Origin of the sequence: Simplicispira sp. (genome assembly GCF_028687295.1) — a bacterium.
GTDB lineage: Bacteria > Pseudomonadota > Gammaproteobacteria > Burkholderiales > Burkholderiaceae_C > Simplicispira > Simplicispira metamorpha.
The window spans coordinates 1-21,075 of record NZ_JAQUAL010000046.1 but is presented as its reverse complement, the minus strand read 5'-3'; the positions used below and the strand labels follow the sequence as shown (position 1 = coordinate 21,075).

Annotated in this window: 18 protein-coding genes; 11 read left to right on the top strand and 7 right to left on the bottom strand. The window is 62.9% G+C overall.

Going from position 1 to position 21,075, the window contains the following annotated elements; genetic code table 11:
• The 3 genes from PHX69_RS07270 to scpA all read right to left on the bottom strand — a co-directional run.
• Positions 1–267: carboxyl transferase domain-containing protein (locus PHX69_RS07270; RefSeq protein WP_288043072.1), on the bottom strand; the 267-nt coding region annotated here is incomplete at its 3' end.
• 21 nt (positions 268–288) lie between these two features.
• Positions 289–1,269, bottom strand: coding sequence for a methylmalonyl Co-A mutase-associated GTPase MeaB (gene meaB / locus PHX69_RS07265; protein ID WP_241524895.1), 981 nt, complete (start codon positions 1,267–1,269; stop codon positions 289–291).
• Between the two features lie 80 nt (positions 1,270–1,349).
• The gene (scpA, locus tag PHX69_RS07260; RefSeq protein WP_119012638.1) at positions 1,350–3,512 is read right to left on the bottom strand and encodes a methylmalonyl-CoA mutase; all 2,163 of its coding nucleotides are present in this window, start codon (positions 3,510–3,512) and stop codon (positions 1,350–1,352) included.
• Positions 3,513–3,642: 130 nt separating this feature from the next.
• On the opposite strand from scpA, the gene PHX69_RS07255 reads away from it, so the two are divergent.
• Positions 3,643–4,278 carry a GntR family transcriptional regulator gene (locus tag PHX69_RS07255; RefSeq protein ID WP_119012607.1) on the top strand — a complete coding sequence of 212 codons (636 nt, stop codon included), beginning with the start codon at positions 3,643–3,645 and terminating at the stop codon, positions 4,276–4,278.
• Between the two features lie 40 nt (positions 4,279–4,318).
• Here PHX69_RS07255 and PHX69_RS07250 read toward each other — a convergent pair whose 3' ends face one another.
• Both PHX69_RS07250 and PHX69_RS07245 read right to left on the bottom strand, forming a co-directional pair.
• Positions 4,319–5,653: a ferredoxin reductase family protein gene (locus PHX69_RS07250; protein ID WP_288043070.1), complete on the bottom strand. Its 1,335-nt coding sequence runs from the start codon at positions 5,651–5,653 to the stop codon at positions 4,319–4,321.
• A gap of 123 nt (positions 5,654–5,776) precedes the next feature.
• Positions 5,777–6,442, bottom strand: coding sequence for a c-type cytochrome (locus PHX69_RS07245; RefSeq protein WP_288043069.1), 666 nt, complete (start codon positions 6,440–6,442; stop codon positions 5,777–5,779).
• Between the two features lie 222 nt (positions 6,443–6,664).
• Between PHX69_RS07245 and dusA the strand changes: the two genes are divergently transcribed.
• The 4 genes from dusA (at position 6,665) to rsxB (ending at position 11,183) form a co-directional block, all read left to right on the top strand.
• The gene (gene dusA / locus PHX69_RS07240) at positions 6,665–7,678 is read left to right on the top strand and encodes a tRNA dihydrouridine(20/20a) synthase DusA (RefSeq protein ID WP_119012604.1); all 1,014 of its coding nucleotides are present in this window, start codon (positions 6,665–6,667) and stop codon (positions 7,676–7,678) included.
• A 29-nt stretch (positions 7,679–7,707) separates the two neighbouring features.
• Positions 7,708–8,775 (top strand): GTP pyrophosphokinase, encoded by a 1,068-nt coding sequence (locus PHX69_RS07235; RefSeq protein ID WP_288043068.1) that lies wholly within the window; start codon positions 7,708–7,710, stop codon positions 8,773–8,775.
• 234 nt (positions 8,776–9,009) lie between these two features.
• A complete protein-coding gene (locus PHX69_RS07230) occupies positions 9,010–10,518 on the top strand; it encodes a polyhydroxyalkanoate depolymerase (protein ID WP_288043067.1) in 1,509 nt (502 codons plus the stop codon).
• A 5-nt stretch (positions 10,519–10,523) separates the two neighbouring features.
• Complete coding sequence (gene rsxB / locus PHX69_RS07225; protein ID WP_119012637.1) at positions 10,524–11,183, top strand: electron transport complex subunit RsxB; 660 nt, start codon at positions 10,524–10,526, stop codon at positions 11,181–11,183.
• A gap of 4 nt (positions 11,184–11,187) precedes the next feature.
• Here rsxB and PHX69_RS07220 read toward each other — a convergent pair whose 3' ends face one another.
• Positions 11,188–12,702, bottom strand: a complete 1,515-nt coding sequence (locus PHX69_RS07220) for a methyl-accepting chemotaxis protein (protein WP_288043066.1) — start codon at positions 12,700–12,702, stop codon at positions 11,188–11,190.
• A gap of 243 nt (positions 12,703–12,945) precedes the next feature.
• Between PHX69_RS07220 and dapC the strand changes: the two genes are divergently transcribed.
• The 6 genes from dapC to PHX69_RS07190 all read left to right on the top strand — a co-directional run bounded on the left by dapC (position 12,946) and on the right by PHX69_RS07190 (position 20,533).
• A complete protein-coding gene (gene dapC / locus PHX69_RS07215) occupies positions 12,946–14,151 on the top strand; it encodes a succinyldiaminopimelate transaminase (protein ID WP_288043065.1) in 1,206 nt (401 codons plus the stop codon).
• 8 nt (positions 14,152–14,159) lie between these two features.
• The gene (dapD, locus tag PHX69_RS07210; RefSeq protein WP_119012599.1) at positions 14,160–14,984 is read left to right on the top strand and encodes a 2,3,4,5-tetrahydropyridine-2,6-dicarboxylate N-succinyltransferase; all 825 of its coding nucleotides are present in this window, start codon (positions 14,160–14,162) and stop codon (positions 14,982–14,984) included.
• A gap of 82 nt (positions 14,985–15,066) precedes the next feature.
• Positions 15,067–16,236, top strand: a complete 1,170-nt coding sequence (locus tag PHX69_RS07205; protein ID WP_288043064.1) for a PilT/PilU family type 4a pilus ATPase — start codon at positions 15,067–15,069, stop codon at positions 16,234–16,236.
• Between the two features lie 19 nt (positions 16,237–16,255).
• Positions 16,256–17,440 carry a succinyl-diaminopimelate desuccinylase gene (dapE, locus tag PHX69_RS07200; RefSeq protein ID WP_288043063.1) on the top strand — a complete coding sequence of 395 codons (1,185 nt, stop codon included), beginning with the start codon at positions 16,256–16,258 and terminating at the stop codon, positions 17,438–17,440.
• The gene (gene prmB / locus PHX69_RS07195) at positions 17,437–18,393 is read left to right on the top strand and encodes a 50S ribosomal protein L3 N(5)-glutamine methyltransferase (RefSeq protein ID WP_288043061.1); all 957 of its coding nucleotides are present in this window, start codon (positions 17,437–17,439) and stop codon (positions 18,391–18,393) included. Before dapE ends, prmB begins: the two co-directional genes overlap by 4 nt.
• 67 nt (positions 18,394–18,460) lie before the next feature.
• Positions 18,461–20,533 carry an ABC-F family ATP-binding cassette domain-containing protein gene (locus tag PHX69_RS07190; protein ID WP_288043060.1) on the top strand — a complete coding sequence of 691 codons (2,073 nt, stop codon included), beginning with the start codon at positions 18,461–18,463 and terminating at the stop codon, positions 20,531–20,533.
• Between the two features lie 304 nt (positions 20,534–20,837).
• On the opposite strand, the gene PHX69_RS07185 is transcribed toward PHX69_RS07190, so the two are convergent.
• Positions 20,838–21,075 (bottom strand): SDR family oxidoreductase (locus tag PHX69_RS07185; RefSeq protein ID WP_288043059.1); only part of this gene is annotated, 238 nt, incomplete at its 5' end.

Here is a 21,075-nt window from a genome sequence, read left to right as displayed (position 1 = left end):
GAACACGAACACCAGGCGGCCGTTGATCATGCCGTAGCCCGTGACCACGCCGTCGCCCGGAATCTTGTTGTCTTGCATGCCGAAGTCGGCGCAGCGGTGCTCGACGAACATGTCCCATTCTTCAAAGGTGCCGTCGTCCAGCAACAGCTCGATGCGCTCGCGCGCGGTGAGCTTGCCTTTGCTGTGCTGCGCGTCGATGCGCTTTTGCCCACCGCCCAACCGGGCCTGCGCGCGCTTTTTCTCCAGTTGCTCCAGGATGCTTTGCATGGTTCGTCCTTGTTGAATGTGCTATGTGTTTGCTATGGATTGTGTAGCTGTAAGCGCTTGCCCCGCATGGGCTGAGAGCAGATTTCGTGCTGCGGTAGAGGCCGCAATGCGCCCCGCCGACACATCGGCCAGCAAGGCAGGCAGGCGCGCTTGCACCAGCGCGTTCTGGTGGAAAGCGTGTTTCAGACCGGCTTCGATGCGTTGCCACATCCAGGCCAGGTTTTGCTGCTGGCGCCGGGCAGCGCGGCGGCCATTGGCTGTTTGCAGGGTATTGAACTCGGTCACGGCGGCCCAGAACTCCGCCACGCCCGTGCCCGCCAGGGCACTGATCTGCAACACCTTGGGTTGCCAGAAGCTGGCGTCGTGGCGCTCGTGGCCAGCGCTGCCGTGCAGGCCCAGCAGGCGCAGGCTGGAGGTGATTTGTGCCTGTGCGCGCGTGGCGGCATTTGGGTCGATGTCGGCCTTGTTGATGACCACCAGGTCGGCAATCTCCATCACGCCCTTTTTGATGGCTTGCAGCTCATCGCCTGCATTGGGCAACTGCAAGAGCACGAACATGTCGGTCATGCCCCACACGGTGGTCTCACTCTGGCCCACGCCCACGGTTTCGACGATGACCACGTCGTAGCCAGCGGCCTCACAGACCAGCATGGCCTCGCGGGTTTTTTCGGCCACGCCGCCCAGGGTGCCGCTGCTGGGGCTGGGGCGGATGTAGGCCTCCTCGCGCACCGACAGATGCTCCATGCGTGTCTTGTCGCCCAGGATGGAGCCGCCCGAGACGCTGCTGGAGGGGTCAATGGCCAGCACCGCCACGCGCAGGCCCTGGCCAATCAGGTACAGCCCCAGCGTTTCGATGAAGGTGGATTTGCCCACGCCCGGCACACCGCTGATGCCCAGCCGCAGTGCTTTGCCAGTGTGCGGCAACAGCTGCGTGAGCAGCTCATCACCCTGCGCGCGGTGGTCGGCGCGGGTCGATTCGAGCAGCGTGATGGCCTTGGCCATGGCGCGGCGCTGCTGCACCGGATTGCCATGCAGCAGCGCCTGTTGCAGCGCTGTCACCGCAGGGGTCGGCACCGCCGCGCTCACGCCGCCAGTGCCTTGCGGATTTGTTCCAGCACATCCTTGGCGCTGGCCGGAATCGGCGTGCCGGGGCCGTAGATGCCCTTGACGCCCGCTTCGTACAGGTGCTCATAGTCTTGCGCCGGGATCACGCCACCGACAAACACGATGATGTCGTCCGCGCCCTGGTCTTTGAGCGACTGGATGATGGCGGGCACCAGCGTTTTGTGGCCAGCAGCCAGCGTGCTCACACCCACGGCATGCACGTCGTTTTCGATGGCCTGGCGGGCGCATTCTTCGGGGGTCTGGAACAGCGGGCCCATGTCCACGTCAAAGCCCAAATCGGCAAAGGCTGTGGCCACCACTTTGGCGCCGCGGTCGTGGCCGTCCTGGCCCAGTTTGGCGATCATCACGCGCGGGCGGCGGCCTTCTTGCTCGGCAAAGGCGTTGATCTCTTCTTTCAGCTTGTCCCAGCCTTCGGCGGAGTCGTAGGCGGCTGCGTACACACCGGTCACCTTTTGCGTGTCGGCGCGGTGGCGCCCGTAGATTTTTTCGAGCGCATCCGACACCTCGCCCACCGTGGCGCGCAGGCGAATGGCGTTGATGGCCAGCTCCAGCAGGTTGCCCTGGCCGCTTTCTGCTGCAGAAGTGAGAGCATCCAGCGCTTGGCTAACACGGGCTGCATCGCGTTTGGCCTTGATATTTTTCAGGCGCTCGATCTGGCCGTCGCGCACCTTGACGTTGTCAATTTGCAGAATATCGACCGGGTCTTCCTTGGCCAGCTTGTACTTGTTCACGCCGACGATGACTTCCTTGCCCGAGTCGATGCGCGCTTGCTTCTCGGCAGCGGCCGCTTCAATCTTCAGCTTGGCCCAGCCGCTGTCCACGGCAGCGGTCATGCCACCCATGGCCTCGACTTCTTCGATGATCTTCCAGGCGGCGTCCATCATGTCCTGGGTCAGCTTTTCCATCATGTAGCTGCCGGCCCAGGGATCCACCACGTTGGTGATGTGCGTCTCTTCCTGGATGATGAGCTGCGTGTTGCGGGCAATGCGCGAGCTGAACTCGGTGGGCAGCGCAATGGCTTCATCCAGCGCGTTGGTGTGCAGGCTTTGCGTGCCGCCAAACACCGCTGCCATGGCCTCGATGGTGGTGCGCACGATGTTGTTGTAGGGGTCTTGCTCGGTCAGGCTCCAGCCGCTGGTCTGGCAGTGCGTGCGCAGCATCAGGCTCTTGGGGCTCTTGGCGTCAAAGCCCTTCATGATGCGGCACCACAGCAGGCGTGCGGCGCGCATTTTGGCCACTTCCAGGTAGAAGTTCATGCCAATGGCCCAGAAGAACGACAGGCGCCCGGCAAAGGCGTCCACGTCCATGCCCTTGTCGATGGCGGTCTTGACGTATTCCTTGCCGTCGGCCAGCGTGAAGGCCAGCTCCAGCGCCTGATTGGCACCGGCTTCCTGCATGTGGTAGCCCGAAATCGAGATCGAGTTGAACTTCGGCATGTTTTGGGCCGTGTACTCGATGATGTCGCCGATGATTTTCATCGACGGCTTGGGCGGATAGATGTAGGTGTTGCGCACCATGAACTCTTTCAGAATGTCGTTCTGAATGGTTCCGGAGAGCTTGTCCTGGCTCACGCCCTGCTCTTCTGCTGCCACCACGTAACCGGCCAGCACGGGCAGCACGGCGCCGTTCATGGTCATGGAGACGCTGACCTTGTCCAGCGGAATCTGGTCGAACAGGATTTTCATGTCCTCGACCGAGTCAATGGCCACGCCGGCCTTGCCCACGTCGCCGGTGACGCGCGGGTGGTCGCTGTCGTAGCCCCGGTGCGTGGCCAGGTCAAACGCCACCGACACGCCCTGCCCGCCTGCGGCCAGGGCCTTGCGGTAAAACGCGTTGGATTCTTCAGCGGTGGAAAAACCAGCGTACTGGCGAATCGTCCAGGGGCGCACCGCGTACATGGTAGCCTGGGGGCCGCGCAGGTAGGGCTCAAAACCGGGCAGCGTGTTGGTATGGCGCAGATCGGCGGTGTCTTCTGCCGTGTACAGCGGCTTGACCACGATGCCATCGGGCGTCGTCCAGTTCAGGGCATCGACATTGCCGCCGGGGGCGGATTTGGCGGCGGCGCGTTGCCAGTCTTCGAGGGAGGCGGACTTGAATTGGGGTTCGTCAGGGCTGCTCATGGGCATGTTCTCCGGTCGCTAAGAGAGTTGCTGGCTCGCTCGCAATGCTTCGCAGGCCCGCACGATTGGCGGCGAGTGTAACGCATCCATAATTATTAATTTATAGTTTTCTTCGGTATATTGCGCGCCTATGTCTGCTGTCATCCTGACCCCCCGAGCGCTCTATGAACAAGTGGCTGAGCAGTTGCGCCAGCGTATTTTCCAACGCGAGCTGGAGCCCGGCAGCTGGATTGACGAACTGAAGATTGCCGAAGAGTTCGGCATCAGCCGCACGCCGCTGCGCGAGGCGCTCAAAGTGCTGGCTGCCGAAGGTCTGGTCACGATGAAGGTGCGCCGTGGCGCCTATGTGACAGAAATGAGCGAAAAAGACCTGCGTGACGTGTACCACCTGCTCAGTTTGCTGGAAAGCGACGCTGCTGGCGTGCTGGCCACCACGGCCACTCCGGCCCAATTGCAGACGCTGCAAGCACTGCATACCGAGCTGGAAGCGGCGGCCCCCGAGCGAGAGCGTTTTTTTGCCGTCAATGAGCGCTTTCACATGCAGGTACTGGAGATGGCAGACAACCGCTGGCGCAGCCAGATGGTGGCCGATTTGCGCAAGGTGATGAAGCTCAACCGCCACAACTCGCTGCTCAAGCAGGGGCGCATTGAGGACTCTCTGCAAGAGCACCGTACCATTCTGGATGCCCTGCTGGCGCGCGATGCCACCGCCACGGTGGCCGCCATGCAGGCGCACTTTGCGCAGGGGCTGGAAGCCGCAACCTGATGGCATGGGTTGTTGACCGGGTGCGTTTCCGCTGCGCTGGTCAGCGCATCTGGAACAGCTCCTGGTGAAAGCGCTCGGGCGGCAGTCCCATGGCCACCAGGTCTTTTCGCAAAGACTGGCCAAACGGTGCAGGGCCGCAAAACCAGATATCGGCCTCGCGCCACGCGCTCACCTGCTCGGTCAGGCGCTCGGCAGTGAGCAGGCCGTCGCGCTGGCTCCAGAACACATGCAATTGCACTTGGGCGGCATCGGCGTCGCGCTGCACCAGGGAGATGGCGTGCTCGTCATAGACCGCAGTGGGGTGAAACAGGTCAATGGCCCTGCCATCGGGCGCTGCTGCCAGCGCCTTCATGCGCGCAATGAACGGCGTGATGCCAATGCCCGCGCCCACCCAAATCTGCCGTTGCGCCGTGCCCTGAAAGTTGAAGCGCCCGTAAGGCCCTTCCATCTTGACCACATCGCCCACGCGCAGGCGCTTGCTCAGGGTGCGGGTGTAGTCGCCCAGCGCCTTGATGATGAAGGTGATGTGCCCGTCGCCCGTCCAGGCCGATGAGATGGTGTAGGGGTGCGGCCCCTCGTCCTCGTGCAGGGTGACAAAGGCGAACTGGCCCGGGTCATGCCCGGCCCAGCGGCCTTTGCACTGGATTTCTACTTCGACCACGTCCAAGGCAGCATGGTGCCGGATACGGGCCACCTCGCCCACCACCTGGCGCCCTACCGCCACGCGCCGAAACAGCACCATCAGCGCAGACACCGTACCCGCAGCCATCCACAGCGCCATCACCGGGCCGAGCAGACCGCTCCAGTAATCAAACTTGAGCAGCACCACCGAATGCCACACCAGCGCCAGATAGGCCACGGCCAGCAGGTGGTGTGTTTTGAAAAAATGCCGGTACGGAAAGCGCTTGACCAGTGCCAGCACCATCAGCAGCGCAGCGGCGTAAAAGGCCCACTCGCCAATGCCCTCGGCCAGGCCGCGCTGGCCCATGAAGAACTGCTGCACGGGTGCATCCAGCAACACGGCCCGGGGGCCGCGTGCAGGCCGCTGCAACCAGCCCCAGCCCACCATCCACTTGGGCGCCACGGCCAGCAGCCAATGTGCCACTGACACCACCAGTGCCGTGATGCCCAGCCATTTGTGCAGGCGGTACATCTTGTCCAGGCCGCCCAGATACGGCTCAAATACCACCGGGCGCACGGCCAGCACCATGGCCACGCTCATCACGCCCATGGCCAGCACGCCGCTGTATTGCATCAGCAGCGTGCGCCAGGCAAAAAAGTGCGGGGGTGGCGTCCAGGCGGGCAGTTCTGCCAGCAGCCACAGCACCGTCAGAACGGCCAGAAAGCCGACAAAAAATCGTTGAATGTTGCGCATCAGGCACCTCTGGCAATGAATTTTTGCACTATAGGCAGGCCGTGTAACAGCGAACGGCGTTGCCTGGTATCTGCCTGGTAAAGGGCTGGTACGAGGTGGCCCGTGCGCGCGGTGGGGCCGTGTTCAGGGCATGGCGGCGACAAAGGCCACCACAGCCTGTATGTCGGCGGGCGTCATCTGCCGCGTGCTGGGCGTCATCACCGAGTTGGCGCGCACGCTGGAGCCATCGCGGTAGCGCTGTAAGGTCAGGTTCAGGTAGCCCGGCTGTTGTCCGGCAATGCGCGCAATCTGGGCATTGCCCTGGCCATCGGTGCCGTGGCACTGTTGGCAGGATTTGGCATACACCGCCTGCCCTTTGGCTGCCAGCGCAACCGCCGTGGCCGGGCGGTGCACCACCGACTGGCCCGCGTAAAACAGCACCATGCCCACTTTTTCATCGCTGTCCATGGCCTTGATCATCCCTTCCATGAACTCATTGCGCCGCCGCCCCTCGGCAAACTGGCGTAACTGCTCCAGCAAATAGGCTGGGTTTTGCCCGGCCAGGTTGGGAATGTCGGTTTTGACGCTGTTGCCGCCTTCGCCATGGCAATGCGCGCACACGGCTGCCACCTTGCGCCCCGTGGCAAGCAACGTTTGCGCCAACTGGGGGTCGGCCTGGGCCTGCTGCAACCGCGCATTCAGGTCTACAGAGGCGGTGGCACGGGCCTTGGCCGGTTGGGCCGCCACCGGCTGCCACCAGAGCACGGTCAACAATGCAGTGGCCAAGACCACCGGAAAGCGCTTTGCCATGGGAAACCCCTTTTTGTGAAAAGGTCATTCTAGACAGGTCTTGCGGCTGGCTTGGGTGGCTAGCGCAGTCTGTGCGCCCTACCTGCCTGCAAGGCGGTGTGTGGCGCTGAAAAAAGATTCATTTTTGATAGCTGCTAGCGCCCGTCACGTAAGGGATTGAAGCCAATTTTGTCTTTAAAACAAGCCCCCCAGGCACGGACGAGCAGTGGGATAATGCCACCCATGTCTGATGCCCCCGAAGCCGTTTTTACCCCCCTTTCCGACAGCCACAACCCCTGGCGCATGAGCGTGGCGCCCATGCTGGACTGGACAGATCGGCACTGCCGGTTTTTTCATCGCCTGCTCTCGCGCCACGTGCTGCTGTACACCGAAATGGTCAATGCGGGCGCCATCGTCCACGGCGGCACCGAGCGCCATTTGCGCTTCAACGCCGAAGAGCACCCCGTGGCGCTGCAACTGGGCGGCAGTGACCGCGACCTGCTGACCCAAGCCGCCCGCCTGGGCGCGCAGTGGGGCTACAACGAGATCAACCTCAACTGCGGCTGCCCCAGCGAGCGTGTGCAGCGCGGCGCCTTTGGCGCCTGCCTGATGCAAGAGCCCGCGCTGGTGGCCGATTGCGTCAAGGCCATGGTCGATGTGGTCAGCGTGCCGGTCACGGTCAAGCACCGCATCGGCATTGACAAGGACGAGAGCTACAGCTTTGTGCGCGACTTCATCGGCACCGTGGCCGAGGCGGGCTGCAACGTGTTCATCGTGCACGCACGCAACGCCTGGCTCAAGGGCCTGTCGCCCAAAGAAAACCGCGATATTCCGCCGCTGCGCTACGGCGTGGTGGCGCAGCTCAAGCAAGATTTTCCGCAGCTCACCATTGCCATCAACGGCGGCTTGAACACCGATGAGGCGGTGCAGGCGCAGCTGGCGCTGGTCGATGGCGTGATGGTCGGGCGCGAGGCCTACCACAACCCCTGGTGGCTCACCCGCTGGGATGCGCTGTACTACGGCGCGCCGCAAAACACCCTCACCCGCGAGGCCATCGAAGCCACCATGGTGGACTACATGGCGCGCGAAGCCGCGCAGTACGGCACCCCCTGGCCGCACATTGCCCGCCACATGCTGGGCCTGCGCCACGGCCTGCGCGGCGCGCGGCTGTGGCGCCAGGTCTGGAGCGACCACCGCCTCAAAGACCTGCCCGCGCACCAGGTGCTGGCGCTGGCCACGCAGACTTACGCAGACTAAAGGTTGCAGCCCTTTTGCCCCTTACCGCTATGCCCTCTTTGGACTTTGACCTGGAAGAATCCGTCTTCCACGCCTTCTACGGCCAGCACCGGCAACTGCTGGAGGCCGCCCTGGCCGACTACGTAGCGCAACTGACCAGCGCCCTGGAACGTGCAGGCGGCATCGAGGTGTCCAAAATCGAAGGCCGCGTCAAAGACAAAACCGAGTGCGTGCGCAAGTTTTCGCGCAAATACCGCACGGCGCTGGAAGAGAGCAACACCGCCTACACCATCGCCCCTTACATCACCGACCTGATCGGCGTGCGCGTGGTGTGCCTGTACGAGGACGAACTCGACAAAGTGGCGCAGGCGGTGCGCGCGCAGTTTGACGTGATGGAAGTGACCGACAAGGCCGCAGCGGTCGAGAGCACCGAGGCCTCGTTTGGCTACAAGGGCCTGCACCTGGACTTGCGCCCCCGGCTGCTGCCCGGCGCACCGCCAGCGCCCCCCGGCGCGCAGCGCTACCCGTTTGAATTGCAGGTGCGCACCATCGTGCAAGACGCCTGGGCCGTGCTGGACCACAAGATCAAATACAAAAAAGCCATTCCGGGCCCGCTCAAGCGGCGCATCAACGTGCTGGCCGCCTTGTTTGAACTGGCTGACCGGGAGTTTCGCCAAATCCGCGACGCCACCGAGGCCGAACTGCTGCAAGCGCCCGACGAAACCGCCACCGCCCCGTCTGGCGAACCCGAGCAGCCCCCCGAGAGCACGCCCGCGCCGGGCAGCCGCCTCAATGCGTTCACCTTTTTGAAAATTGCCACGCATTTTTTCAAGGACTACACCTTCGAACCCCACCATGTGGACAGTTTTGTTGATGACGTGCACCACTGGTCGCCTGACATCACGCGCGCGGGCTTCAACACCTTGGTGCGCGAGAACATTGGCACCGTCAAGCGCTACAAGCAGTACCTGGAAGAGCAAAAAAATGGCCGCAAGCTCAACCCCTATACCGTGATGCGTCACAGTTTGTATCTTGGCAACAACAGCGTATTCAGCGCGGCACTGGGCAAAGGCGCACGTGAATCGTTTGAAACCTGGTTGAGCGACAACCCGACGTAACCTGCAAGCCTGCCAGCGCGGATCAGCGACCCTTTCTATTTTTTGATCAAAAATGCCTGAAAGGCGCATGCAGAAAGCGCATGCATCTATCATTTTTGATAAATTGAAAAAATCCTTATGCCGAGTGTGGTTGACACCAAACTGACGGATAGATGCAGGTGCAGAAGCGCAAAATTTCCCCGTGCCACGTAACAGAGTGCTGTTATATTGCACTGCAACATAACGGATATCCCTATGCTTTATCAGCTCTATGAAACCCAACGCTCCCTGATGGAGCCCTTTTCGGACTTTGCCCAAGCCTCCGCAAAGCTCTTCAGCAATTCAGCCTCGCCCTTGGGCCAAGCGCCGATGGCGCAGCGCATTTCAGCGGCTTACGACCTGTTTTACCGCCTGGGTAAAGACTACGAAAAGCCAACGTTTGATATCAAGACCGTCAACGTGGACGGCGTGGAAGTCGCTATCCACGAGCGCATCTACCTGGACAAGCCGTTTTGCGAGCTGCGCCGCTTCAAGCGCTTCTCCGATGACCCGGCCACCCTGACCAAACTCAAGAACCAGCCCGTGGTGCTGATCGTGGCCCCCCTGTCGGGCCACTACGCCACGCTGCTGCGCGATACGGTGCGCACCATGCTGCAAGACCACAAGGTCTATATCACCGACTGGAAAAACGCCCGTCTGGTGCCCCTGTCCCAAGGCGAGTTCCACCTCGACGACTACGTGAACTACGTGCAGGAGTTCATCCGCAACCTGCAAGCCCAGTATGGCAACTGCCATGTGGTGAGCGTGTGCCAGCCTACGGTGCCGGTGCTGGCAGCCGTGTCGCTCATGGCCAGCCGGGGCGAGAAGACACCCCTGTCCATGACCATGATGGGCGGCCCGATTGACGCGCGCAGCTCCCCCACGGCGGTGAACGACCTGGCCGCCAAGCGCAGCTACGAGTGGTTCGAGAACAACGTCATTTACCCGGTGCCCAACAGCTTCCCCGGCGCAGGTCGCCGTGTGTACCCCGGCTTCTTGCAGTACACCGGCTTTGTCGCCATGAACCCTGACCGCCACATGGTCAGCCATTACGACTACTTCAAGAACCTGATCAAGGGCGACGACGCCAGCACGGAAGCGCACCGCAAGTTCTATGACGAGTACAACGCCGTCCTGGACATGGACGCGCACTACTATCTGGAAACCATCCGTACCGTGTTCCAGGAATATTGCCTGGTCAACGGCACCTGGGATGTGCGCTCCACCGAAGGCAATCTGGAGCGTGTGCGCCCGCAAGACATCAAGAACACCGCGCTGTTCACAGTCGAAGGCGAACTGGACGATATCTCCGGCGCAGGCCAAACCCAGGCAGCGCACGGGCTGTGCAGCGCCATTGCCGAGAGCGATAAGCTTCACCTGGAAGCCAAGGGCGCAGGCCATTACGGTATTTTCAGCGGTCGGCGCTGGCGCGATGTGGTGTACCCGGCAGTGCACTCCTTCATCCTGCGCAGCCAGAAAACCATGTCCGCACAGGCTGCTCCGCAGGCGATCATTGCTGCCGCCGTGGCTGTTGCGCCTACTGAGGTGCCAGTCGGTGTGCCAGAGGCCGTACCAGACAACGCACCTGCCGCTGAAGCGACCCGCAGTGCCACGGGCGCGGCCGCTTCGATGCAACACAGCGATGCGGAACACGCCACCACCACCGTGACTGCAGCGCCCAAAGCATCGCCAACAACATCCAGGCGATCGTCGCGCAAGGGTTGAGCACCGTGTCCGGCGCCACACACCAGCGCTCTGGCTGGCAGGCGCTGGCCGTGCGCATTGATGCGGCCTTGCCGCAAACGCAGTGCACACGCTGCGGCTACCCTGATTGCAGGCGCTACGCCGAGGCCATTGCCCAGGGCGAGGCTGCGATCAACCAGTGCCCTCCCGGTGGCGCCGCTGGGGTGGCCCGCCTGGCGGCCCTGACCGGTCAGGCATTGACCCCGCTCAATCCAGAACACGGTGCCGAAGGTTCTCGCGCCGTGGCACTGGTGGATGAAAACTGGTGCATTGGCTGCACCTTGTGCATCAAGGCCTGTCCAACAGACGCCATCGTGGGCGCCAATAAATACATGCACACCGTGGTGTCAGCGCACTGCACGGGTTGCGAGTTGTGTATTCCGGTGTGTCCTGTTGATTGCATCGCGCTGGTCAATGCCAGCGGCGCGGCCACTGGCTGGTCTGCCTGGTCGGCAGCGCAAGCCCAGCACGCCCGGGAGCGCTATGGGCAGCGTCAACAGCGGCTGGCGTTGGATTCCGATGGCTCAAACGCCGACGGCAGTGCTGTCTCGGCGAGCCAAGCGAGCACTCCCCCCACGGCACTACCAGACCGGAAAGCCACGATCGCCGCTGCCCTGGAAAAAGCCCGCGCCCAGCGCATGCGCTGATATATCAGCCGCGCTGCACCAGGGTTTTGTACACCCCACAGCCCAGGTAGGCGTCGTCCACACGCTGCACAAAAGACATTTTGGTTTGCACCGCCCCTGTCACCGGGTTGGTGAAGTCGTACTCTACCCAGCCGGGGCCACGCTGGGCCTGCGCCATGATGTCGTGTACCAACTGGTCGCCCGCAATACCCGGCACATCCTGCACCCGCGTTCCCACCCGCGCGGGATTGCCGGCAAAGGCCCGGTAAGCGCCCGTGCTGTCGAGCACAAATACATACATATCGCGGTCATGAAAAGGCTGGGCCGGGTCTGTCAGGGTGCGCAGGTATTGATCGCGAGGACAGCGAGCGCGCAGGGCCGCTGCCCGTTCAACCAGTGCCACCGCCTCCTCGGCGGTGCCTTGTTGTAGGCGAAACGTAGCCACCGCGCGCGACAGCGTGCTGGCACGCCCCTCCAGCGCCAAAGCCTGCTGCACTGCGTGCCCCACCATCTGGGCGTTGTCCTGGGTGATCTGGTCAAGTTGGCGCACGGCGGTGGTAATTTCTTGCAGACCGTTGCTTTGCTCCATGCCCGAGGCCGCAATGCCCGACATGCTGGCAGCCACGCCCCGAATGCCCCCAGCCATCTCGGCAATGCCTGCGCCCACGCTGCGGATGATGGCGGCACTGGCCTCCACTTGCTGCACCGAGGTGTTGATGAGTTTGCGAATCTCGCGCGCCGCTTCGCCAGAGCGCCCCGCCAGCATGCGCACTTCAGACGCCACCACGGCAAAGCCACGTCCTTGTTCACCGGCACGCGCAGCTTCCACCGCTGCGTTGAGCGCCAAAATATTGGTCTGAAAAGCGATGCCATCGATCACGCCAATGATTTCATTCATGCGCCGCGCACCTTGCTGGATGGCTTCCACCGATTGCACTGCCCGCGCCATCTCCTGGGTACCTTGGTCTGCCGTCTGGCTCACTTGGCTGGCACGCTGGTCAGTGGCACTGGCGACCTGGGCATTGCTTTGCACGGTGGCAAAAATCTGCTCCACGCTGGCGGCGGTTTCTTCCAGGTTGGCTGCCTGCTGCTCTGTGCGCTCGGACAGGGCGCGGTTATCGGCGGCCAGGCTTTGGCCCGCGTGCGACACCAACGCCGCGTTGCTGCGGATGTCCGCCACCATGGCCGAGAGCGTGAGCACCATGCGGTCCAAGAGCCGCGCCAAATCCGACAGTTCATCGCGCCCTTGGGTGGGCAGGTGTGTACACAAATCGCCCCGGGTGGTTTGCTCCATGGCATGGGCCAGCGCCTGAAGGTCTGCTGACCAGCTGGCATATAGCGCGGCCATCAAATACAGCACCAGTGCCACGGATGTTGACACCCCACCCCACCCCACACCCGCCGACATGCCCCAAGCCGTGGAGGCACTCACCGCCAACAGCGTGGCCAAAAACACCAGGCCCAGCAGCAGCAATTTGCCCGACAGGCGCAAACGGCGCATCAACCACAGACCGGGGCGCAGGGGATGGAATCCAGACATAAGCAGCAAGTCTCCAGGGCATTTTTTATAAGGCAATTCGCTGTGCTGTCATCCTGGCCCCGCAGATGCAGCACTTGCAGCGTGCATGCCAAGTGCTGCTAACGCGCCTTGGCAAAGGCGCATAGTGGTAAAAATTACTTGCTCCTTACTGACAATTTGTTGTAAATCAAGGTTTACCCCCATGGTTGAAGGGCGGCTTCCCGTGCCGCGCAACGCAGCAGCCATCACGGATAATGGCGCCCCATGAATCCCCTGCTCTCGCGCCTACAGCCCTATCCTTTTGAGCGTCTGCGGCAACTTTTTGCCTCCGTGACCCCGCCCGCACACCTCTCGCCCATCAGCCTGGGCATGGGTGAGCCGCGCCACGCCACGCCTGCCTTCATCAAAGACGCTCTGGTGGCCGGTCTGGGCGGGTTGGCCAGCTACCCCGCCACGGCGGGCGAACCCCGCCTGCGCGAAGCCTTCACCGGCTGGATAGCGCGCCGCTACGGTCTGGCGCTCGACCCGGCCACGCAGGTGTTGCCCGTCAATGGCTCGCGCGAGGCGCTGTTTGCCTTTGCGCAAACCACCATCGACCCGACCCGTGAAGGCGCCGTGGTGGTTTGCCCCAACCCGTTCTACCAAATCTACGAAGGCGCCGCCCTGCTCTCAGGGGCCACGCCCTACTACGCCCCCAGCGACCCGGCGCGCAACTTTGCCGTCGATTGGGACAGCGTGCCAGAGGCCGTCTGGCAGCGTACCCAGTTGCTGTTTGTTTGCTCGCCAGGCAACCCCACGGGCGCAGTGATGCCGCTGCCCGAGTGGGAAAAACTGTTCGCCTTGTCAGACCGCCACGGCTTTGTCATTGCCTCGGACGAGTGCTACAGCGAGATCTACTTCCGCGACGAGCCGCCGCTGGGTGGCTTGGAAGCTGCTGCTCGCTTGGGCCGCAGCGACTTCAAAAACCTGGTGTCGTTTACCAGCCTGTCAAAGCGCAGCAATGTGCCCGGCCTGCGCAGCGGTTTTGTCGCCGGTGATGCGGCGCTGCTCAAAGCCTATTTGCTCTACCGCACCTACCACGGCAGTGCCATGGGCCCGGCGGTGCAAGCCGCCAGCATTGCTGCCTGGAACGACGAGCAGCACGTCATCGACAACCGTGCCCAATACCGCCAAAAATTTGCCCAGGTCACGCCGTTGTTGGAGCGCGTGATGCCCGTGTCCTTGCCTGACGCGGGTTTTTACCTCTGGGCCCAAGTGCCCGAGCACCTGGGCATGAGCGATACCGACTTCGCCCGCCAACTGCTGGCTCAATACAATGTGACCGTGCTGCCCGGCAGTTACCTGGCCCGCGAAGCCCACGGCGCCAACCCCGGCGCCCAGCGCGTGCGCATGGCCTTGGTGGCCGAAACCGCTGAGTGCCTGGAAGCGGCCCAGCGCATCGTGCAATTCATCCAGTCTCCCTCCCCCTGAAGCCTCCCATGACCCAACAACTGCAAAGCACCATCGAATCCGCGTGGGACAACCGCGCCAGCCTCTCCCCCGCCTCGGCCCCTGCCGAAGTGCGTGAAGCTGTCGATTACGTCATCTCCCAGCTCAACAACGGCAGCCTGCGTGTGGCCACCCGCGAAGGCGTGGGCCAGTGGACGGTTCACCAGTGGATCAAAAAAGCCGTGCTGCTGTCTTTCCGCCTGAAAGACAACGAACTCATCCGCTCGGGCGATCTGGGCTTTTACGACAAGGTGCCAACCAAGTTTGCCCACCTCTCGGCAGAAGAAATGGCCGCCACCGGCGTGCGCGTGGTGCCGCCCGCTGTGGCCCGCCGTGGCAGCTTCATCGCCAAGGGCGCCATCCTGATGCCCTCTTACGTCAACATTGGCGCCTATGTCGATGAGGGCACCATGGTTGATACCTGGGCCACCGTGGGTTCGTGCGCGCAAGTGGGCAAGAACGTGCATTTGTCCGGCGGCGTTGGCCTGGGCGGTGTGCTCGAACCCCTGCAAGCAGGCCCCACCATCATTGAAGACAACTGCTTCATCGGTGCGCGCTCGGAAATCGTCGAAGGCGTGATCGTCGAAGAAAACTCGGTCATCAGCATGGGCGTGTACATCGGCCAGAGCACCCCCATTTACGACCGCGCCACCGGCGAGATCAGCTATGGCCGCGTGCCCTCGGGTTCGGTGGTGATTTCTGGCAGCCTGCCCAAAGACAATGGCCGCTACAGCCTGTACGCCGCCATCATCGTCAAGCGCGTCGATGCCCAGACCCGCGCCAAAACCAGCCTGAACGACCTGCTGCGCGACTAAAAACGCCAGGCCACTGCCCGCAGCGCCCTTGCGGGCGCAGGTTCGCCGCCCACCCGCTACACCACGATAGGGACTACATCCAATGAGCACGATGGAGCGCATCCTGCGCCTGATGGCCGAAAAAAGGGCCTCGGACGTTTACCTCTCGGCCAACGCACCGGCGCTGATCAAGATCAATGGCGAATGCCTGCCGATCAACAACCAGATCCTGCCGCCGGATGCGCCGCGCAATCTGCTCTCGGAGATCGTGGCCCCCAATCGCATCGAGGAGCTGGAAGAAACCGGTGAGCTGAACATGGGCGTGCCACTGACGGGTGTGGGGCGTTTTCGGGTCAGTGCCATGCGCCAGCGCGGCAGCTACGCCGTGGTGATCCGCTTCATCGCTCAGGAAGTGCCCAACCTGCAAGACCTGAACCTGCCGCCTGCGCTGGGCGACCTGATCATGGAAAAGCGTGGCCTGGTGCTGGTGGTGGGTGCCACCGGCTCGGGCAAAAGCACCACGCTGGCGGCCATGATCGACAAGCGCAACACCCTGCAAACCGGCCACATCCTGACGATTGAAGACCCGGTCGAATTCCAGTTTCGCAACAAAAAATCCATCGTCAACCAGCGCGAGGTGGGCAGCGACACGCAATCGATGCAAATCGCCCTGAAAAACGCCCTGCGCCAGGCGCCAGACGTGATTCTGATTGGCGAAATCCGCGACCGCGAATCCATGTCGGCGGCCATTGCCTACGCCCAGTCGGGCCACTTGTGTCTGGCTACGCTGCACGGCAACAACAGCTACCACGCACTGAACCGGATTTTGAGTTTCTACCCCGTCGAGGTGCGCGCCACCATGCTGAGCGATTTGTCTTCGGCCCTCAAGGCCGTGGTCACGCAGCGCCTGGTACGCACTGCCGCCGGGGCCCGCGTGCCCGCCGTCGAGGTCATGCTCAACACCAAACTGGTGTCTGAGCTGATTGAAAAAGCCGATTTTTCGGGCGTCAAAGAGGCCATGGAAAAATCCATGGCCGAAGGCTCGCAAACCTTTGAAGAGGATTTGGCCCGCCTCATCCTCGAAGGCCGCATCGACCGCAAAGAGGGCCTGGCCTACGCCGACTCGCCCACCAACCTCATGTGGCGCCTGCAAAACGACTTCTCCCTGGCAGCCAAGGCCGCGCAGGTGAACAAGGCCGCGCAGGATGCCAAGCTCGAAGACGACGTGCCCTCTTTCACTGAAATCATTTTGGACGTCAAGCCTGGCGCCTGACCTTTCCCCTCTTTTATCCATGTCCCTGACCCTGAACCTGGCCGAGCAGCTCATCTCGCGCCCCTCTGTCACGCCCGAGGATGCCGGCTGCCTGCAACTGCTCACCGAACGCCTGCAACCCCTGGGCTTTGTTTGCGAACCCATGGACAGCGGCCCTGCCGAGTTCCGTGTGCAAAATTTGTGGTCAAAACGGCCTGTAGCGCCCGCGCAGCAAGCGCAAGCAGCTATCAAAACCATAGTTTTTGCCGGCCATACCGACGTCGTTCCCACCGGCCCGCTGGCGCAGTGGAAAAGCGATCCCTTCATCCCCACGCACCGCGACGGCAAGCTCTATGGCCGGGGCGCCAGCGACATGAAAACCTCCATCGCCGCCTTCGTGGTGGCCGTGGAAGAGTTTTTGGCCGCCACGCCCGCGCCGCTGCTGAACATCGCCTTCTTGCTCACCAGCGATGAGGAAGGCCCCTCGGTCGATGGCACCAAGGTGGTGGTCGAGCAGCTCAAGGCGCGCGGCGAGACCATGGACTACTGCATCGTGGGTGAGCCTACCGCGGTCAAGCGCACGGGCGACATGATCAAGAATGGCCGCCGGGGCACCCTGAGCGGCAAGCTCACCGTGCGCGGCATCCAGGGCCACATTGCCTACCCGCACCTGGCGCGCAACCCCATCCACGAAGCCGTGCCCGCACTGGCCGAACTGGCCGCCACCCGCTGGGACGAGGGCAACGCATTTTTCCAGCCCACCAGCTGGCAGATGAGCAACATCCACGGTGGCACCGGGGCCAGCAACATCATCCCCGGCGCGGTGGTCATCGACTTCAACTTCCGCTTCTGCACTGAATCCACCGCCGAGGGCCTGAAAAAGCGCGTCCACACCGTGCTCGATCGCCACGACCTCGAATACGAACTGCAATGGACGCTGGGTGGCCAGCCCTTTCTGACCACCCCGGGCGACTTGGTGGAGGCCGTGCAGCAAGCCATTGCCGCCGAAACGGGTCTGACCACCGAGCTGTCCACCACCGGCGGCACCAGCGATGGCCGCTTCATCGCCACCATCTGCCCGCAGGTGGTGGAGCTGGGCCCGCCCAACGCCAGCATCCACAAAATTGACGAGCACATCGCCATTGCCGACATCGAACCCTTGAAAAACATCTACCGCCGCACCCTCGAAAACCTGCAGGCGCAAGCCGTGGCAGCCAGCGCATGAGTGGCGCACTGCCCTCCTCTGCCGCCCCGCAGGCCGCACCCGCCAATCTGCCCGCGCTGGCGGGCGACACCCTGGGCGCACTGGTCGAATCCGGCACGCGCCTGCTGCAAGCGGCGGGCGTCTCTTTTGGCCACGGCACCACCAACGCCCACGACGAAGCCGCCTGGCTGGTGCTGTGGCGCCTGGGTCTGGCGCTCAATACCCCGCTGGACGCTGACGACACCGATTCACAACAAAACAGGCCGGTAACGCCCGCCCAGCTTGCGCAAGTAGCTACACTTTTTGATGAGCGCATCGCCACGCGCAAGCCTGCCGCCTACCTCACGCGCCAAGCCTGGCTGCAAGGCGTGCCGTTTTATGTGGACGAGCGCGCCATCGTGCCGCGCAGCCTGATTGCCGAGCTGATCGTTGATGGCGGTTTTGACGACTTTCTGGGCGAGCACACCCAGTGCGTGCTGGATTTGTGTACCGGCAACGGCAGTCTGGCCGTGCTCACCGCCATGGCCTGGCCTGAGGTGCAGGTCACGGGTGCTGATATTTCCGAAGACGCCCTGGCCGTGGCCCGCATCAACGTCGATCAACACGGCCTGCAAGAGCGCATCACGCTGCAAGTGTCGGACGGCCTGGCCTTCGTTCCCGGCCCCTGGGACTTGATCATCTGCAACCCGCCCTACGTCAACAGCCAGAGCATGGCCCAGCTGCCCGCCGAGTACCGGGCCGAGCCTGCGCTGGCGCTGGCGGGCGGAGCAGATGGCATGGACTTCATCCGCCGCCTGCTGCAAGACGCCCCCGCCTGCATGAGCGAAAACGCCGTGCTGGTGCTCGAAATCGGCAACGAGCGCGATTTTTTCGAAGCCGCCTTCCCGCAGCTGCCCGTGTTCTGGCTCGACACCAGCGCAGGCGGCGACCAGGTTGTGCTGGTCACGCGCGGCGCCCTGCAACGCTTTGTCTGAAACCCACCCGTTCGGGGCGCCCTGTGCGCCCTGAACCAACCGTGCGCCCCTGCGCGCACCGCACCCCATGATTACCCTGAAAAACGTCACCTTGCGCCGCAGTGCCAAGGTGCTGCTCAATGGCGTCAACGCCACCATCAACCCCGGTGAAAACGTCGGTCTGGTCGGACGCAACGGTGCTGGCAAGTCCAGCCTGTTTGCGCTGCTCAACGGCTCGCTGCACGAAGACGGCGGCGACTTCTACATTCCCACCCAGTGGCGCATGGCGCAGGTGGCGCAGAACATGCCTGAAACCGACGAATCGGCCACCGATTTCGTCGTCGCGGGCGACACCCGCCTGACCGAGCTGCGCGCCGCACTGGTGCGCGCCGAGGCCGAAGACGACGGCATGGCCATTGCCCACGCCTACACCGATCTGGCCGACGCAGGCGACCACGACGCCGTGCCGCGCGCGCAGGCGCTGATTCTGGGCCTGGGCTTCAAGGTGTCCGAGCTGGACAAGCCCGTCAACAGCTTCTCGGGCGGCTGGCGCATGCGCCTGCAACTGGCGCGCGCGCTGATGTGCCCGTCAGACTTGCTGCTGCTCGATGAGCCCACCAACCACTTGGACTTGGACGCCCTGGTCTGGCTGGAGGCTTGGCTCAAGCGCTACGAAGGCACCATGATCGTCATCAGCCACGACCGCGAGTTTCTCGACGCCGTGACCAACGTGACCATGCACATCGACAACGCCCAGCTCACGCGCTACGGCGGCAACTACAGCAAGTTTGAAGATTTGCGCGCCCAGCAGCTGGAGTTGCAACAGGCCAGTTTCTCCAAGCAGCAAGAAAAAATCGCCCACTTGAAGAAGTTCATTGACCGCTTCAAGGCCAAGGCCAGCAAGGCCAAGCAGGCGCAAAGCCGGGTCAAGGCGCTGGACCGCATGGAGAAAATCGCGCCCGTGCTGGCCGATGCCGACTTCACCTTCGAGTTCAAGGAGCCCACCAACCTGCCCAACCCCATGCTGGCCATCAGCGACGCCGCGTTTGGCTACCGTGCCGAAGACGGCAGCGAAACGGCCATCCTGCACAACGTCAGCCGCAGTGTGCTGGCGGGCCAGCGCATCGGCATTCTGGGCGCCAACGGCCAGGGCAAATCCACGCTGGTCAAAACCATTGCCCGCACCATGGCGCCGCTGGCAGGCACCGTGACCGAAGGCAAGGGCTTGTCGATTGGCTACTTTGCCCAGCAAGAGCTGGACGTGCTGCGCCCGCACGAAAACCCGCTGGAGCACATGATTCGCCTGGCCAAAGAGCTGGGCCCGCAAAGCCGCGAATCCAGCCGCGAACAGGATTTGCGCAGCTACCTGGGTACGTTCAACTTCACGGGCGACATGGTCAAGCAAAGCGTGGGCAGCATGAGCGGCGGCGAAAAAGCCCGTCTGGTGCTGGCCATGATCGTCTGGCAGCGCCCCAACCTGCTGCTGCTGGACGAGCCCACCAACCACCTCGATTTGGCCACGCGCGAGGCGCTGTCCATGGCGCTGAACGAGTTTGAAGGCACGGTGATGCTGGTCAGCCACGACCGCGCCTTGCTGCGCGCCGTGTGCGATGAGTTCTGGATGGTGGGCCGGGGCGCTGTCGGCCCCTTCGATGGTGATCTGGACGACTACCAGCGCTACCTGCTCGACGAAGCCAAACGCCAGCGAGAACTGGCCAAGCTGGAGGCCGCTGCCGACAGCGCCGCGCTCAAAGCCGCTGGCGCAGCACCACAGGCCGCAGCAGCCACCACCGCCGCCGCGCCGGAAGTTACTCCTGTTTTGATAGCTGATAGCGCACATCCAGAAATCGCTACAGGCCAAAATGACCCTAAAAAATCAGGCGATGGCCGCGACCAACGCAAGCAAGACGCCCAGGCACGCCAGCTGCTGGCACAAAAGCTGCGCCCGCTCAAACGCGAGCTGGAGCAAATCGACCAGCGCATGACCGCCTTGAATGCCGAGTGCAGCACCCTGCACGAGCGCCTGACCCAGCCCCTGCCCCCCGCCGAGATTGCCGACAGTGGCCGTCGCCTGAAAGCCTGCACCGATGAAATCGCCACCCTGGAAGAGCGCTGGCTGGAGCTGTCCGAAGAAATAGAAGCGCAAACCGCCGCGTTGTGATGGTGCGCCAACGGCGCCTGCGGGCCCGCGCATACCTTGTTGCATTTTTTTTGAAATGGCTGTCAACGCACTGCATTGGGGCCGCGTTGAAGTTCCATCACAGACACTTTTGCAAAGCAAATGACCATGACCACCACCACCATCCTCTCCGCCTGGCCTGAAGACGAACGCGATCGCAAGCGTGCTCCCAGCCGCATGTGAGGTGTGTTCCCTGCGGTCAGTGCGCTGAACCATCCCAGCGCCCACCGCCCACAAAAAAACCCCGCATTGCGGGGTTTTTTGCAGTCTGGTCGAAACCAGAAAATCAGCTCATGTGCAGGCCGCCGTTGACCGAGAACTCGGCGCCCGTGGCGTAACCACCTTCATCCGACGCCAGCCAGGCGATGATGGAGGCAATCTCGCTGGGTTTGCCCAAGCGCTTGACGGGCACGGTGGCGATGATCTTCTCCAGCACATCGGGGCGGATGGCGTTGACCATATCAGTGCCGATGTAGCCAGGGCTGACGGTGTTGACCGTTACGCCCTTGGTGGCCATTTCTTGT